Origin of the sequence: Vibrio zhugei, from assembly GCF_003716875.1 — a bacterium.
Classification (GTDB): domain Bacteria; phylum Pseudomonadota; class Gammaproteobacteria; order Enterobacterales; family Vibrionaceae; genus Vibrio; species Vibrio zhugei.
Window position 1 is genome coordinate 487,818 of record NZ_CP033078.1, and the last position, 15,813, is coordinate 503,630.

A 15,813-nucleotide genomic window follows, 5' to 3' on the forward strand; every position below is an offset into this window, starting at 1 on the left:
CACCACCATGACCATGGAGGTGACATACGATACTTTTTAGTCTGGCCTTACTCGAAATAAGGGCGAATCGTTGCAATGGAGCCATCATCGTTATGATGCAGCTCAGCCATTTTGATGCTGCGTAAATGCGTTTGCCCACCAGATAACGAGCTGTCATGATAGAACAAGTACCACTTACCTTTGTATTGCACAATAGAGTGGTGAGTCGTCCAACCCAAGACGGGTTCTAGAATGACCCCTTGATAAGTAAATGGTCCATAGGGTGAATCGCTGGTCGCATAAACGATTTTATGGGTATCACCGGTCGAGTAAGAGAAATAATACACACCGTTATGTTTATGGACCCACGGGCCTTCAAAATAACGACGCTCGGTATCACCGGCGGTTAAAGGATGCCCCTTGTCATCGACAATCACGACATCTCGAGCGGGCTCTGCCAAGCTCACCATGTCGTCAGCCAGTTTGGCCATTTTGGGCATCAAGGCTGGCGCATCATCGCTTGGGTAATCGTCGGCCCCAAATTCGCTACGAGTCCATTTTTGCAACTGTCCTCCCCATATGCCACCGAAATACAAGTAGTCGCTATCGTCATCTTGAAAGACAGCGGGATCGATACTGAAGGTGCCTTCAATGTGAGACGCTTCAGCCGAGAAGGGGCCTTCCGGATTATCAGCAACGGCGGCACCAATATGAAAGACACCTTGTGCATTCTTAGCCGGAAAATAGAGGTAATACTTGCCGTCTTTTTCTGCGGCATCGGGGGCCCACATTTGGCGCTCTGCCCACTTAACCTCTTTGACATCTAACGCTACCCCATGGTCTGTCACCACGTCCAATGATTCATCGAGAGAAAAAACGTGATAGTCGGACATGGCGAAGTGATCGCCATCGTCATTCAGTGGGGTATTGGTTTCAATGTCATGAGACGGGTAGATGTAGATGCGATCATTAAACACATGTGCGGAAGGATCCGCGGTATACATATGCTTCACGAGCGGTGCGGAGATGGCCTTGAGAGAGTCGGCTCTTGCTCGATCACGCTGAGTAACTCTTTCCGCATCACTGAGTTCGGTAGGGTCTGTTTTGGTATCCGTCATTGTTTCGTCTCTTTTATTGTAATGAATGAAAAAGATCATAATGAGACAAGCCCATGCTTCAGATTATTAGCCAAAGACTGTCTAATAAAGGATCTACTGACAAATAAATCAGGTCGGATAATTCCATCTACCTTGCACTGTCACTGATTTTTCAATCGCAATGAAAGAATCCTACAGCTTAAAGGTATATAGACCGTCTTTATTCGTAATATAACGACATTGTCTCGTAGTTTCCTATTTGCTATGAATCTATCGAACTGCATTTTTTTATCAATTATGTTTTTTATTGATCATTTAATTATTTTATTAATTGTGTTTTATATCACAGAAATATAACTCATTAATCGCCATGTCGATTCTTAACTTACTGATATATAGATATATTTGTATTTTAATGGGCGATTTTTGCCATGGTTATCACATAAAATAAATATCATAAATGCATTGATAATTTTAGTCGGTTGATTATATCCACTGACCGCTCAGAATAGATATTGATGACGTGTACCCTGGAGAAAAAATAAAAATGAGCACTACAAACACCGAAAAATTATCAGTAAAAGAGAAAGTAGCCTATGGCTTAGGTGACACCGGATGTAATTTCGTGTGGCAAACTGTGATGCTATTTTTGGCTTACTTTTACACCGATATCTATGGATTATCTCCGGCCCATATGGGGACGATGTTCCTATTGGTTCGATTCATTGATGCCGTGACGGATCCGATTATGGGGTCGATCGTCGATAGAACGAAGTCGAAATATGGGCGCTACAGACCTTATCTACTGTGGATCGCGATTCCATTCGGTGCCGCTTGTATGTTCTCATTTTTCACACCGGAGTTTGGCGAAACGGGAGAAATTGTGTATGCCTATGCGTCTTATATCTTTTTGACCTTGATGTATACCGCGATCAATGTGCCATATTGTGCCATGGCCAATGCAATGACCAATGACTCTGCCGAACGTACCTCACTACAATCTTATCGCTTTGCATTAAGTACGGCTGGTGGTTTAGTGGTAACAATGGTGGCATTGCCATTGGTGGATTTCTATGGCCAAGGTAATGAGCAACGAGGCTATGTCGGAGCTATGGCAACAATGGGCTTCGCCGCGATCATCTTGTTCTTCGTTTGCTTTGCAAACATCAAAGAGCGTCACGTTCCCAAAGAAGAAACCCAATCTGTATTCAAAGATCTAAAATTGTTAGCGCAAAATACCCAATGGCGAGTGTTGTTTATTATCAACATTGTGTTGCTGACTGGCGTGGTCTTTAAAGGGGCATCGACCATGTATTACGTGAAAGTCGTGATGGGCAGAGCGGATTTGGCGACCATTTTCATGGTGTCTGGGATGCTCGCCAATATTGTCGGTGCGATTTTCTCGGCTCCATTATTGGGTAAATACAACAAGCCTACGGTTTATAAAATTCTGATCGTTATCTCTGGCGTACTTTCGGCCCTAATTTACCTCGTCGATCCTGCCAATATCATTGCCGTATTTGCGTTGGTGATTATTCTTGGTATTGTACAAATGGCAACCACGCCAATTCTTTGGAGTATGATGTCGGATGTGGTGGATTACGAAAAAACACGCAGCAACCGCTCATTGAGTGGTTTGGTTTTCTCGACCAACTTATTTGCAATTAAACTGGGTGTTGCGCTAGGCGGAGCCGGCGTTGGTTATATCCTAGCTTGGGCTGGCTACCAAGGTGGTGTCGTTGAACAATCAGAGCAAGTGGTGAACGCCATCAATCTTTTATACTCGGTGATACCTGGCGTTTTCTTTGCCTCTTTAGCGATATTCATGTTCTTCTATAAACTTGATAATCAAAAGTTGGCGCAAATAAAAGAAGACTTGGTACGCATCGAAAATGACAAACAAGCTGCGGAGTTTGTTGAAAATAACAACAAAGAGAAAGAAGCGTTAGCATAAATACCCCCAACCATGTGTATCGCTCTTGAACGCTATGATGAGTTGCTCTTATCACCTGACGTTTTTGGAACGAACTGGATAGTGAGTTTTGCTCATACGAACGGCCCTAAATTGGGGCCGTTTTTTTGTTCTGGTAGAGCATCCCGTGTCACTGACTCGCGCTTGCTATTTCTCTCGCTTGCCATTTCTATGGGAGACAGACTTGCTCTCCGAGCCCGAAAAGATACCCACTCAACAAACACTTTCACACCGCTTTGGTATCAGCACACGCACATTAAGTCGAATCTTCATCAAAGAAACGGGCATGACCTTCAATCAATGGCGGCAACTGGCTAAACTGATAACGTCTATGCAATGGCTACTCGACGGCATGTCGATACAAAATGTGGCTGAGCGCAGTGGTTACAGTAACGTAAGTGCCTACATTAGTGCTTTTAAACAATGGTTTGCTGAAACACCGGGGCAATTTAAGAAATCAGCGGGTGCCACTATTTCCTGATTGGATATTGCATTTTTAAACGGTCTCCACTGAGCGATCATTTAGCTGTAATACAAGTGTAATAGAATGACAGCATCGGCTGTTTATTTCATATTACTGTGACGCTTTTGTTCCTTCTTGCGCTTGTTGGTGATGAACGGTGGAGCAAAATACAGATGGATATCCAGCCAATGTTCAACGTATGATTAAAATCGATATCTGCATTCGGTGACCCCTTTAAAGAGAGTGAATATGTTGTCTCATCTCAATCCCAATGTTCGCCAGTACATGTTGGTGACGTTTAACTATTGGAATTTCACCATCACTGATGGTGCATTACGCATGTTAATTGTGCTGTATTTTTATGAGCTAGGGTATTCCACTTTAGACATTGCCTCGTTGTTCCTTTTCTATGAATTTTTTGGTGTTGTCACGAATCTGATTGGTGGCTGGGTAGGGGCTCGCCTTGGTTTGAACCGAACGATGAATATCGGGTTGGGAATACAAATTATCGCACTTGCCATGCTGGCTGGTCCCGCCAGTTGGTTGTCTATCCCATGGGTTATGGCGGCACAGGCGTTGTCAGGGATTGCCAAAGACTTGAATAAGATGAGTGCCAAAAGCTCGATAAAAACGTTAGTGCCGGACAATGCTCAGGGGGCATTGTACAAGTGGATTGCAGTACTGACGGGCTCAAAAAATGCGTTAAAAGGAGTGGGGTTTTTCTTAGGCGGTGCCTTACTTTCTGTGATGGGGTTTCAATATGCCGTGGCGACCATGGCAGGGGTTTTGTTGTGTGTCTTCGTTGGTAGTCTGGTGAGTCTCAAATCGGATTTGGGAAAAGCGAAAAATAAGCCTAAGTTCTCAGATATTTTTTCCAAGTCTCGCAGTGTGAATATTCTCTCTGCGGCACGTATGTTTCTATTTGGTGCGCGTGATGTTTGGTTTGTCATCGCGTTGCCGATTTATCTCGGCTCTGTGTTTGGATGGGATCACAGCGCGGTAGGGGGCTTTCTAGCGCTTTGGATTATAGGTTACGGTATTATTCAAGGAATGGCGCCTAAGATCACTGGCCGTCAGTCAGGACATGTTCCTGATGGCAAGTCCGCGATTGGTTGGGCTTTGTTGTTGGCTGTCGTGACGGGCGTGATTGCCTATAGCGTGCAACAGCAATGGCACCCCGAGAGGGTCATTGTGGTCGGATTGATGATATTTGGTGCGGTGTTTGCAGTAAACTCTTCTCTCCACTCGTATTTGATTGTCAGTTATGCCAAAGGCGATGGGGTTTCTTTGGATGTCGGTTTCTATTATATGGCAAATGCCATGGGGCGCTTAATAGGCACGGTGCTATCGGGCTGGGTCTTCCAAGCGTGGGGATTTGCGGCGTGTTTGTGGGTAGCATTGGGCTTCTTAACCTTGACCACGATTATTTCAGCGTGGTTACCAACAGGCGCGGATACAAAACTGACTCAGCCGTAAAGGAGAAAGTGCCTTTCAAGTTGTGCCTAACAGCCCCTCGCAGATTTGAACCGCGGACTAATCGATTATGAGTTAGCCACTAACGCAGGAAGTCTAGGAAAACCGAGGTAAATTAAGCGTAATTAAAAACACCTTAAAGTATTTATTAAACAGTAGTTTAGTGTAGTTTTGGTAAAAGTGTCAAAACTAGTGACTGTACCTCTAGTGTACCTTTTTTCGGTACAGCACCCACACTCTGTGATTTCAGAACTTTTCGAGCAATCACTTTCATCACACCTATACCCTAAGACAGAAGACGCAATCTATCCCCCGTTAAGAAATCGGTTAACCAGCACATAATGGGCACGTTTCTCTTGTCATTTCTTGACCGCCTTTTATCGATGGCAGATTATGAGTTTAGTGGATTATTGGTGATTAGATAGACATGTTCTGTAGTTGCAGAGCGTTTAAGAAAATTAACAATATAAATCAGCGTCTTGCTGTGATGGTGTCTGTATTTTCTTAAAATGTTATATAGACAATGTCTGCTTAAAAAAGACTGTTAGGGCTATTTTGCGAGTTTAGTTGTACATGAAGGGATTAAGTTAAAATGATTGGAAATTTAAGTCTAAGCAAGAATGTTCAGTTTTATGAGCTGAATAAATCACTTACGAAGAAGTCTATTGAAGATACATTCAAAGAGATCTCTAAAGAGCGTGTAGGTAACTACCTTCTAAACGAGCCTAAAAGAAGTTATACAACAGCTTCTGGTAATCAAGTTGTATACTCTATCGTTGCATACAAGATAGAGGCAGAGCCTTCATTTTTAGTAGGAACTTCTGTTAAAGAACAAAAGTATGCCTATTTGTTATTAATAGAATGTGATGATGCCTTAGCTATTTTGAAGAAATATGTTGATTCACCAGAAAAGTATTTTTCTTCTTTTATAGATGAATTTGATTACCAAAAATTCTGTCATTTTCATGGTGATAAAAGCCCAGAATATGAAAGGGTTACCATGAAAAACATGAGCATATCAAATGCTGTTATCAGATCCCGTTCATTAGAAGCTAAAAGCTTGAATGGTATTGTCTCATCTAATTCGTCTAGTCGATCAATCCCAAGCAACTTCAGAATGAAAGTCGGCGCAGACTCATATACTCTAACTCCAAGTACTTCGAGAGTTAGCCATAGAGATAAAAAGTCAACATTAGATGAATTAATCGACTGGGTTATTGAAATTAAAGATGAAATAAAGGTAACTACAAACCAAAGTGAGTTTCTTAGTAATTTTGCTTCCCCTATCTGTTTGAAGGATATTATAGATTTGGGGCATAAAGTTGTGGCGATTCTTATTGATTTGAGTGAAATTGAAACTAAGTTTCTGGATGGTCAAATTACCCTAAGTAAGACTGATGGTAGTCAGTTAAATTCAGGAGAAATACATAGGATTTTTAATCAATTAAAATCTCCTGTTTTAGTTGACGGTGACATATTGAAAGTTAAAGGTACAGCTTTATCCGGTAAGGTTTCATATTCAAAGAATTTAATTACAATTAGAAATCAGGTTCTCGATAACATTTTAGTTACTGAAAATGGCACGAACAGTTATACTATTGGTAAATATGTAAATAAAGAAAAGCCATTTTCTGCTGTGTTCGACTCTCCAAACTACTCATATTATTCTAAGTCATGTTTTGAAGATAAGCATTTATTAAATAATATTCATTCGATAATTAACATATTTGATGATAGTTATAATTTTAATGGGGTTTCCAGTGAAAAAGAAAAACCACATGCAAAAAATTTAACAAGATTCCCTGTTGACTCTCTATTTCGGAAAGTTGAAGATCAATATTGTGCTCCTCATAATATTATTATCTGTGATGACATGAATGACGAATGGGCCGATCATATTGCCATAGATAGCAATAGTAATATCCCGTCTATCTCTTTTATACATTCAAAATTTACTAATAAAGATACGTATGGCGCTAGTGCTTTCCACGACGTAGTCGCTCAAGCACTAAAAAACATTGGTCGAACTCAAGCTGAAAAACAATTATTTAAAAATAAATACGATAATGAGTGGCACAAAAATTATGAAAGTACCAATATTAGTAGGGTCAGAGGGGCTCAGAACTGGAAAGATCTAGAAGTAGCTCTCGATGCTGTAAATCAAAATCCTAACTCTATAAAGAAAATTGTACTTGCAACACCTTTTTTGAGTAAGGCCAAGTTGATAGCAGAATTAAACAAATTGGCTTTAGGTCAAAAATGTAAGCCACACTATGTGCAATTAATCTGGCTAATCAATACGTTTATAAGTTCATGTAAAGATTTTGGAGTGCAAGCTCACATATTGTGTAAACCATAGCCCTAACAAGTCGTTGAAGCAGATGCATTTAAAGTCCGGTGTTTTTGGTATAAGGTTTTGATTTAGTTGAAAGTTAAGTGGGAGCACTGCTTAACTCAGTGTTAGAAGTTTATAGGTAATTAATAGTGAAAGTTAACTTGAAAAGTCCATATTTTATAATTCTTACACTTTGGTTGTTGTTGCTAGGGACCACAATACTGACATCAAATGGAATAGTAGCTGCAGTTACAATATTCATAACTGGATTACTACCGTTTTTATTGTTTGTTTTTTGGTTTTCTGTGTCTTTAGTTGGTAAAAGCATCCGAGAAAATCTAAAAAAATGGCATTGGGCAGTAATATTTACTTGGGTTGCTTTTGCTTATGCTTTATTTGCGCAAAAATGGACGGCATCATTTTTAAATGAAATCTTCTATATTGATGGAAGTAGTCTAGGCATAACCAGTACCTTGTTAGCTGTCTTGTTTACACCATTTGGTATTTTCTACCAAGAAACAGTAGTTGGTGGTTTATGGAATGCGCTTATTTTTGCAGGGTTGATTTGGGGCGGGCTTCTTCCTATCTTGTTTTTACTCCCTATTGGCTTTAAGAAAGTTTTGAAAATCCTTGGGGTAAGTTTATTAGTTATCTTTCTATTTTCCTTCTTTGTTGGAACAATAACTAACCTATCATCAAATGCAAAACTAATTACTAAACAGTTTGCTTTATGGGCTGATTTTAATAGTAACCACTTATGTACTGATAGTTGGTCAAAAGAAGCAGCGAGCTTACTTTATTTAGGAGGGGATCGAGTGTTGGTCTATTCACCAATACGCCCTGTTAATCAACAGTTTCATGTAGAGCATTGCAATTTCGAAAGAAACTTCTAACAAGACGTTCAAAAATAAATGAGACACCCATGTTTTATAGTAGTTCTACCTATTCGTGAATAAAGAAATGGAGAGTTTTGATGAACACAAAAATTAATAAAGATACAACGATTTGTATGTCTTTGGCGGCAAGACCTACCAATTTCGGTACGCGCTTCCATAACTACCTCTACGATGCGTTGGATCTGAATTACCTCTATAAGGCATTTACCAGTAAAGATCTTGCTGGCGTGATAGCGGGTGTGAGAGCTCTCAATTTTCGCGGTTGCGCTATTTCCATGCCCTTTAAAGAGGAAGTCATAGCATTAGTGGATGAGCTCGATCCCTCTGCGGCAGCGATTAACTCCGTTAACACTATCGTGAACACTGATGGACATCTTAAGGCGTATAACACTGACTACATCGCTATTTCTACGTTACTGACTCAATACGCGATTCCAACGGATTTTTCATTTTCTTTAAAAGGAAGCGGTGGAATGGCGAAGGCGGTGGCATGTGCGTTAAGAGACTTGGGATTCACCAACGGCGTTATTGTAGGGAGAAATGAGGCAAGCGGTAGGGCGCTAGCCGATTTGTGTGGATTCAAATGGCAAACCGATATGAGTGGCATCGAGGCTGATTTACTCATTAATGCAACGCCACTCGGCATGAGTGGTGGTATAGAAGAAGGAAAACTGTGCTTTTGTGAGCATGAAATTGAACATGCGCAAGTATTATTTGATGTTGTTGCCATCCCGGCTGTCACCCCCGCAGTACAGTTTGCAAAATCTATCAATAAAAGCGTTATCACCGGTAGTGAAGTATTTGCTATTCAAGCTGTTGAACAGTTTCAGTTATACACCGGAATTAAACCGAGCCAGGAACTTTTTGAACAAGCAGCAGCTTACTCAAGAAGTGAGAGCTAAATCTAATAAAACATCAACGTGTCAGTGAGCTCTTGACTGACACGAATCTGCCCCTTTATGAGTTACAACCCAAAGTTCAAACAGTGATCTTGAGGTAACTTTGATATACAAAGTAAGCGCCCCATGAACACACGGGGCGTTTTAGTGTGAGAAGTTCCACGGAAGAAGTGAGTCAATGTCGGGCTCTGCTTTCGCCAGCTCTTTCATGCACTTGACCATGTAATCGTAGAGAATGAGTCCATTGGCTTTAGCCGTCTCGATGATGCTATAGAGTAATGCGCTAGCATCGGCGCCTCTTGATGTGTTGGCGAAGAGCCAATTTTTTCGGCCAATGACCATCGATTTTATCGCACGCTCTGCTCGATTGTTGTCGATGGATACGTGCCCATCATCCACATAACGCACCAACTTTGGCCATTGACCCAAGGTGTATTTAATCGCTTTACCCAGTGGGCTGGATTCGAACACTTTCTGTGTCGTGAGCCATTGATACAGGTCGTCCAATATCGGTTTGGCGTGTGATTGTCTCTCTGACCAACGCTCTTCGGCTGACGACGGTTTTAAGTGAGCTTCAAGCGCATAAAGTTTTTGGATTTTCGCCAGCGCGATATCCACTTTTCCAGTCTTGCCTTTTCCCTGGAGCTTTTTTGCCTCCATGAACTTACGGCGAGCATGAGCGAAGCAACCGACGTTTGTCACTTGAGTGAGACCATCGTACGCCACATAACCATCGGTTTGCAGGTAACCCGAGTAATCGCCCAAGAAGTCCATTGGGCACGCTCTCGCGCGACTGTTTTGATAGTCGTACAAGACGATGTTTTTCATCTCCGGTAAACAAGCTTGCGGAGAGTCAGCGCCTGAGCAGTAAAGCCACATGTAACTGCGCTTCTCTTCTTGCAGCACATTCAATGGGGTTTCATCAGCATGCACCACCACTTGCTCAAGTAAGTGCGTTTTTAAGGCTTGGTACAAGGGTTGGAACTTCTCGCTCACTTGGATAACCCAGCGAGCCATAGTGGTTCTTGATAAGTCGATGCCCGATTGCGTGAACAAGGTTTCTTGTCGATACAGCGGCAAGGCGTACTGGTATTTACCTAAGATGATATGGGCCAGCAAGCTTTCTGTGGCGAAGCTTTTCGGGATAATGCTGTCGGGTACTGGCTGTTGGTGAACGGGGTTAGTCTCACTGTGTTGCTCACAATGACGGCACGCGTATTTAGGACGAACGTAGTCGATAACGTTGAGTATCGCAGGCGTGAACTCCAGTTTCTCGCTACGGTCTTCCCCGATTTGATGCAGAGAATGTTGGCAGCAAGGACACTGTTTATCGTGCTCGTCCAGGTCAAGAACCACGGTTTCGCGAGGTAAGTCTTTCGGTAATGGCTTGCGTTTACCACGGCGCTTTGTTGTGGTCGTCGTGGTCACCACGTCTTCGTCGACGTTCTCCGCTTCGCATTCCACTTCATTAAAGAAGTCGCCCTGAGCTTCGTTATACGGTTTTAACGCTTCAGAGCGCTTGGCGAACTGACGGTCAAGTGCCAGTTTGAACTGCTCAATCAAGGATTGGCGCTCTTGTTGCCATTGTGATTCTTTTTGCTGCCAAGCTTCTTGCTCAGACATCAACGCCTTCACCATCGCTTGAAGTTCCGCGATGTTTTGGCTGTCTGGATTGATGTCGGGGGTCGTCTTTTTCATGGTCGTTATTGTACTGAATACCGATAAAAAAGGCTTGGTTTATCTGACTTTTATTGCCATTAACCCATTGTAAAACTGTCGATTTTTACCGATTTATGGCCGATTATTGTGAAGCCAGAAAGCAGTCTGTCGAGGTCAAATTGCGTTAAGGTAAACACCGTATTTTTCTCTTGCGTGGGCCACTTAAACTTGGCTTTTTCGAGGCGTTTATACCAGAGCGCATAACCCGTTTGGTCCCAATACAACACTTTTATTTTATCGCGTTGTTTATTGGTGAAGAGGAACAATGCCCCTGAGCCTAGCTCAAGGTCGGTGTCGGATTCAATCAACAGCGCCAGACCATTGATAGATTTTCTGAAATCGACAAACTCGCGGTATAAATACACCACTGGCGCGGTCATCATGCGCTTCATGACAAGGCTCCAATCAACTCAGCAAGATAGTGTGGTGGCGTGCCTTGAGGAATACTCAATTCGATGTTATTTACTATCAAAATCATGTTGGCTACCGACGTCTGGGTCACCTTGCGACAGGTGGTTTTTTCAATAATTTCGGCCTTAACGAAGCCGCTCTGAGTTGGAGATGGGTTAACACTCAACTGCTGCCGCTTAGCGTAAAACGTCGATACGCTAATGTCGTGTTTTTGGCAAAAATCTTGTTGTGTAAGCGAACTGGCTTGGCATTGCTCAATCAGAGAAAGCCATTCTTGATCGGTGCGTCGTTTATTCATGCCACATCTCCTTTGGATTGGAGATGTGATCATAGAGTGGGCAATGCGTGATTAGAATGTGGGGTTTGTGGTGCGCTTACGTTGGAGAACTCCCATTGGGAGTTTGATGATGTGAGTTGTCGGAGTATTGCCACTTGGTAAACACCAATGGTTATCCACTTTCAGTAACGCAGTTTTAGCTTGTGCGCCAGCAATGGCTATACGGAAATCATCGGATTCTTCAATCATTCCATGTGGTGTTCCTGCCTGTAGTGCTGACAATATGAGTTCGAGCGTTTTTTCATCTAGGATTTCATACTCCAAGTCTGGCTTATCATTTTTTGTATCAGGTGGCAGTAGAGTAAGAGCACCTACAACATCTCGACCAACTACTGTGAGTAAATCGAACGATTGTTTAGTGGAGGTTTTGAATCTGGCGGCTAAACGGCTTCTTGTATCTGTTGAGTCTGGGAGAAGATTGTCAAAGTAGTTGAAGACCGCTTCAGAAGATATAATGTTTTTCTGCATTTGAAGAGACAGAGATAAAGGCCGAGCGTTGTCATTGTTCAGCCAGGAAGAATCATATTTAAAGCTGAGTCTGTTGTCTGGGTACTTTGCTAGAGTCCCGACAAGCTCGTTGTTCATATATGCAGTTAGCGTTTCCATTACCAGTGAGCCTTTTTTGCTATATGGTTTTGTCTCGTTTATCAAACAGAGTGTTGGCAAGAGCCACTTAGCGAGTGATTTGACTAACGACGTCACCGAACAATACTGGTCTAAATTGAGTCTGATCTACTGACACATTGATATAGCGGGGATCTGGTTTGCCTGCATCATCTAGAATGATACTGTCATGTAAATGTCCGTGAACATTGAGCTTTCCATGTAATTCCTGAGGATGTATAGGGCAGTGTGTAAACCAGGTATTTCGTTTAGATAGCATCGAGTGAATCTCATCGAAGCCATCTGCGAGCATCTTGCCGCTGACCCTCATGTTTGTACAATGATTGCCAAGTACGAGCACTTTCTTCGTACATTGAATACTTGCAACTCTCTCTAGCCAAAATGGGGTCGTTGCAATATCTCCAAGTAGGATTAACGTGTCACGACGTTGTACAAATGATGCAAGGTTATCAAATAGAATATTATGGTGCTCTTCAGGAGAATCGAATCCTGAACGATATTTCAATATATTATCATGCCCTAGATGTAAGTCCGCGGAGAGTACAAATCTACTCATAAGAATATTCTCAGTAACGATATTATGAATAATATACACTTGAACTGTAGCGTTATTCAAATAAATATTTTTCTTTACCCTTAATGTAATATATAGAAAATAATAAACACAAAGTGCTATTTTTTATTTATTAAAATAATGCACTGTATGTTTGCTTAAGTTTTTTAAACCAAAATTGCTTGGCACATTGTTTTGCCAAGATTGGCAGCGAAACTGTCAATCTTGGCAGAGAAAATGCCACTGTGGGCAGCGAATGTGCCAATGGTGGCACTAAAATTTAGACCTAAAAATTAGAATATTCCGTTTAAGAATCCAAAATTTAATAGATGAACGTTATATTAGAATTATAACTTTATAATAATTATAACAGTTATAATAGTTATAACATGAAAAAGTCAACAAGTAAAAACTATTTTATTGCCATAATTATCTTGGCTAAATTTAATAATTAAATTATTCGTAATTATATTTATGATTTTTATTTGATTTAATAATTAAAAATGCAAAATAAATTTGATTGTTTTTTGCACAGTTACTTTGCTGCTTAGGAGAGCAATTGATGTTTTTTAATGATCTGGTGTATGCGTTGTCTGCTAAGCCCAAGCGCTGGCGGATCCCCTCATAATTCCCCCAACCCACAGGTATGCGTAAGGCGTTGATATTCGACCATTGCCCAATGATATTGGGACTCTTGTATTCGGTATCTTCGGTGGCAACGTACTTCCTTACCAAGTCTAGGAATGGAGAGCACACGGCGATGCTTGATGGTGTTGGCTTGGAAGTCATAATGCCATTTGGCTTGCATGGCGATTAAGCCATTCCACCACATGATGATTTCGGCCATCAATGCCATGAGCAACAAGATATCAATACGTTTGGTGCAACGTGTTCGGTTATGGCGAAGCGCCAACCCGTAGGCTGGACTTTTTAGATCTCGGAACGACTCTTCAATTTGCATTCTTTTGGCGTACAAACGGGTAATTTTAATGCCGTTAAGTACATGGTTGGGGATGTTAGTGACCAGAAGCCAAGGCTCTTTCGCTCCTTTATGGAACACTTTTCCAGCCGAGTGTTTCTGACAGGTTCGACTATGCCGATGGGCTTTTCTGCCTTTGGGATGACTCTTGTATAAGTAAGCAAAGCACTGAAGCGGTGAGCGCTTAGCCAGTTGGCTTTCTCCTAAAAACAGCGGCTTATCAGTCGCTTGAGGGTAAAAGGCTTTATTCCATTGCCAAGCGCTCTCGCCACACTTAATCGAGACTTCGCCCCGTACACGCCCAAGCCAGAACCAACCTTTGTTGGCGACTTGCCTGAACCACGTATTTCTAAAGCCAGCGTCGGAGATAATGATAGGGGTGCAACCTTGGGGGAGCAAGGATTGAAGCTTATCGAGAAAGTGCTGATGGCTCTTGGGTGAGTTGTAGTTTTTGTACTCAAATGCCTGTTCATAAAGCGTGACGGCGCGACCTTTAACGGATATCGAAGCTCGCAATGTCATATAGCGCAGTTGCTCACGAACATCCGACCAATCAACCAGTAGTACAGGAAAAGGATTGGCTCGGGTAATAAGGGACGCATGCCATTTATATATGGACTCTTTTTCACGATGTAGACTGCGATTACCAAGCAATCGGTCAATACGTTTGATGGCATGTTTCACCGTGGTATCAGTGTCGAGAGCTCGTCCAATTTTAGTGAGGGTGAGATCAGAGCCGCCCAGTACCGCTCTGGTTGCAAGCATAAGAGATCTAAGTCGTTTTTTGTGAATACCAGGGCATTGGTTTTCAAGAGTTTGCTGTAGAATTTGAACATCGCGCATCGTTAGGGCTCCCTATTAAATTCATTGAATCAAGTGTGTTTTTGGCGAAATTCATTAGATCAGAATGAGCGATGTGCGTCTACTCATTGTTTTATATAGAAATTATGAGGGGATTCGTAAGGCCCAAGCGTTCTGGCGATATCGCTTAAGTTAGTTTTTCTATTCGTGGCTAGTTGTTGTTTTAACAGCTCTTTGATCAACTGGTGTTGTTCTAGATTAGCTCCATATCCAACGTCTGGGCCCCGCTTAGTTTCAATGCTATTGATTCGTTCTACACATTTGAAGCGATGCAAGATCCCAATCAGTGTGGTCCAAGTATTCAACTCATTGAAAAGCGTTAGGCACTCTTTATCACTCCACGCGTTTGGTTCTTTAAGATCTAAACATCTCACAATCGCGATACACCATGATGACCATTGACCAAAATCATCTGACTTGATCTGATTTATTTTTTTATAGCTCGCTGGGTAGTTTACTTTACATGTCTGAACAATGTTCTTTGATAGCGAGAGCCAGTCTCCTGCCTTCGCGCTATCTTTACAGTGGCGTAGAAATACTCGTGGATGCGGCGCATAGCCGCCGACCAGATCATACAATTGTCGTCCCAGATTTTTCTGTTTGTTAGGTTGTGCTAGATACTTTTCGTAAGCTGCACTGTTCTGGTTGGGCAGATATTTCAATGCAGTGATAGCTGCGTATTTTTGCTGTTTATAAAGTTTAGTGGACTTGATGGGATGGTGTTTTTCGCAGTAGTAGTGAGATCGGCTGCGTAGACGCCAGCATAAAGCGCAATACGGAAGAACACTGTTCCAGCGTATCGCTTCCTCTTGGTGCTGTGGCGTGAGTGAACGTAAATCTTTTAACCCCCACAGTACTTGATCCATATAATCGATACGTTGTTGAGTATGCAGCCCTACTCCCCGCAAGGCTAATACCGCTTCGATAAGTTTGATTGTTTTATTTAATCCGCCATAAATTTCTACGATGTCCGCAAGCTTGATAGCGTTAGAGCTACGGTGCTTTTTGAGCACAGAACCATGCTGGCTGAGTAACTTGGTAAACCACGTTTCCAGAACAATGTTCCGAGCGGCATCAACAGCGTATAAATACCCAACTCGACGTCGCTGAGCAATTTTACAACCTTGAGATTCGGCCTGTTTTTTTAAGTCATTGATTGCTGTTTCTAGCTGTAGTCTCAATGCATTGCGTTTTTGATCTAAGTCCATGAGCCAT

General features: G+C 42.1%; 14 protein-coding genes. 6 read left to right on the forward strand and 8 right to left on the reverse strand.

The features are described 5' to 3' along the window. Window positions 1-47 precede the first annotated feature (47 nt). On the reverse strand, window positions 48-1,097 hold the full coding sequence (locus EAE30_RS07410) for a glycoside hydrolase family 43 protein (protein WP_123015359.1): 1,050 nt from the start codon (window positions 1,095-1,097) through the stop codon (window positions 48-50). A gap of 526 nt (window positions 1,098-1,623) precedes the next feature. Between EAE30_RS07410 and EAE30_RS07415 the strand changes: the two genes are divergently transcribed. The 6 genes from EAE30_RS07415 (at window position 1,624) to EAE30_RS07440 (ending at window position 9,117) form a co-directional block, all read left to right on the forward strand. Beyond that, window positions 1,624-3,030, forward strand: a complete 1,407-nt coding sequence (locus EAE30_RS07415; protein WP_123015360.1) for a glycoside-pentoside-hexuronide (GPH):cation symporter — start codon at window positions 1,624-1,626, stop codon at window positions 3,028-3,030. Between the two features lie 145 nt (window positions 3,031-3,175). After that, on the forward strand, window positions 3,176-3,529 hold the full coding sequence (locus tag EAE30_RS07420) for a helix-turn-helix domain-containing protein (RefSeq protein WP_241967738.1): 354 nt from the start codon (window positions 3,176-3,178) through the stop codon (window positions 3,527-3,529). 231 nt (window positions 3,530-3,760) lie between these two features. Continuing rightward, a complete protein-coding gene (gene arsJ, locus EAE30_RS07425; RefSeq protein WP_164711815.1) occupies window positions 3,761-4,987 on the forward strand; it encodes an organoarsenical effux MFS transporter ArsJ in 1,227 nt (408 codons plus the stop codon). A gap of 589 nt (window positions 4,988-5,576) precedes the next feature. Continuing rightward, window positions 5,577-7,343 (forward strand): hypothetical protein, encoded by a 1,767-nt coding sequence (locus EAE30_RS07430; RefSeq protein ID WP_123015363.1) that lies wholly within the window; start codon window positions 5,577-5,579, stop codon window positions 7,341-7,343. Window positions 7,344-7,468: 125 nt separating this feature from the next. Next, window positions 7,469-8,212 (forward strand): hypothetical protein, encoded by a 744-nt coding sequence (locus EAE30_RS07435; protein WP_123015364.1) that lies wholly within the window; start codon window positions 7,469-7,471, stop codon window positions 8,210-8,212. Window positions 8,213-8,292: 80 nt separating this feature from the next. Then, a complete protein-coding gene (locus EAE30_RS07440) occupies window positions 8,293-9,117 on the forward strand; it encodes a shikimate 5-dehydrogenase (RefSeq protein ID WP_123015365.1) in 825 nt (274 codons plus the stop codon). 141 nt (window positions 9,118-9,258) lie between these two features. On the opposite strand, the gene tnpC is transcribed toward EAE30_RS07440, so the two are convergent. The 7 genes from tnpC to EAE30_RS07480 form a co-directional block, all read right to left on the reverse strand. Continuing rightward, complete coding sequence (tnpC, locus tag EAE30_RS07445) at window positions 9,259-10,812, reverse strand: IS66 family transposase (protein ID WP_123015366.1); 1,554 nt, start codon at window positions 10,810-10,812, stop codon at window positions 9,259-9,261. A 59-nt stretch (window positions 10,813-10,871) separates the two neighbouring features. Beyond that, a complete protein-coding gene (gene tnpB, locus EAE30_RS07450; RefSeq protein WP_164711816.1) occupies window positions 10,872-11,225 on the reverse strand; it encodes an IS66 family insertion sequence element accessory protein TnpB in 354 nt (117 codons plus the stop codon). Further along, the gene (gene tnpA, locus EAE30_RS07455; protein ID WP_123015367.1) at window positions 11,222-11,542 is read right to left on the reverse strand and encodes an IS66 family insertion sequence element accessory protein TnpA; all 321 of its coding nucleotides are present in this window, start codon (window positions 11,540-11,542) and stop codon (window positions 11,222-11,224) included. Before tnpA ends, tnpB begins: the two co-directional genes overlap by 4 nt. A 51-nt stretch (window positions 11,543-11,593) precedes the next feature. Further along, window positions 11,594-12,187 (reverse strand): HipA N-terminal domain-containing protein, encoded by a 594-nt coding sequence (locus tag EAE30_RS07460; protein ID WP_241967740.1) that lies wholly within the window; start codon window positions 12,185-12,187, stop codon window positions 11,594-11,596. Window positions 12,188-12,254: 67 nt separating this feature from the next. Continuing rightward, entirely contained in the window at window positions 12,255-12,821 is a 567-nt protein-coding gene (locus EAE30_RS07465; RefSeq protein ID WP_020904254.1) for a hypothetical protein, read from the reverse strand. A 559-nt stretch (window positions 12,822-13,380) separates the two neighbouring features. Further along, a complete protein-coding gene (locus tag EAE30_RS07475) occupies window positions 13,381-14,580 on the reverse strand; it encodes an IS4 family transposase (protein ID WP_123014377.1) in 1,200 nt (399 codons plus the stop codon). A gap of 83 nt (window positions 14,581-14,663) precedes the next feature. Then, complete coding sequence (locus EAE30_RS07480) at window positions 14,664-15,806, reverse strand: MarR family transcriptional regulator (protein WP_123015369.1); 1,143 nt, start codon at window positions 15,804-15,806, stop codon at window positions 14,664-14,666. Between the last annotated feature and the right edge of the window lie 7 nt (window positions 15,807-15,813).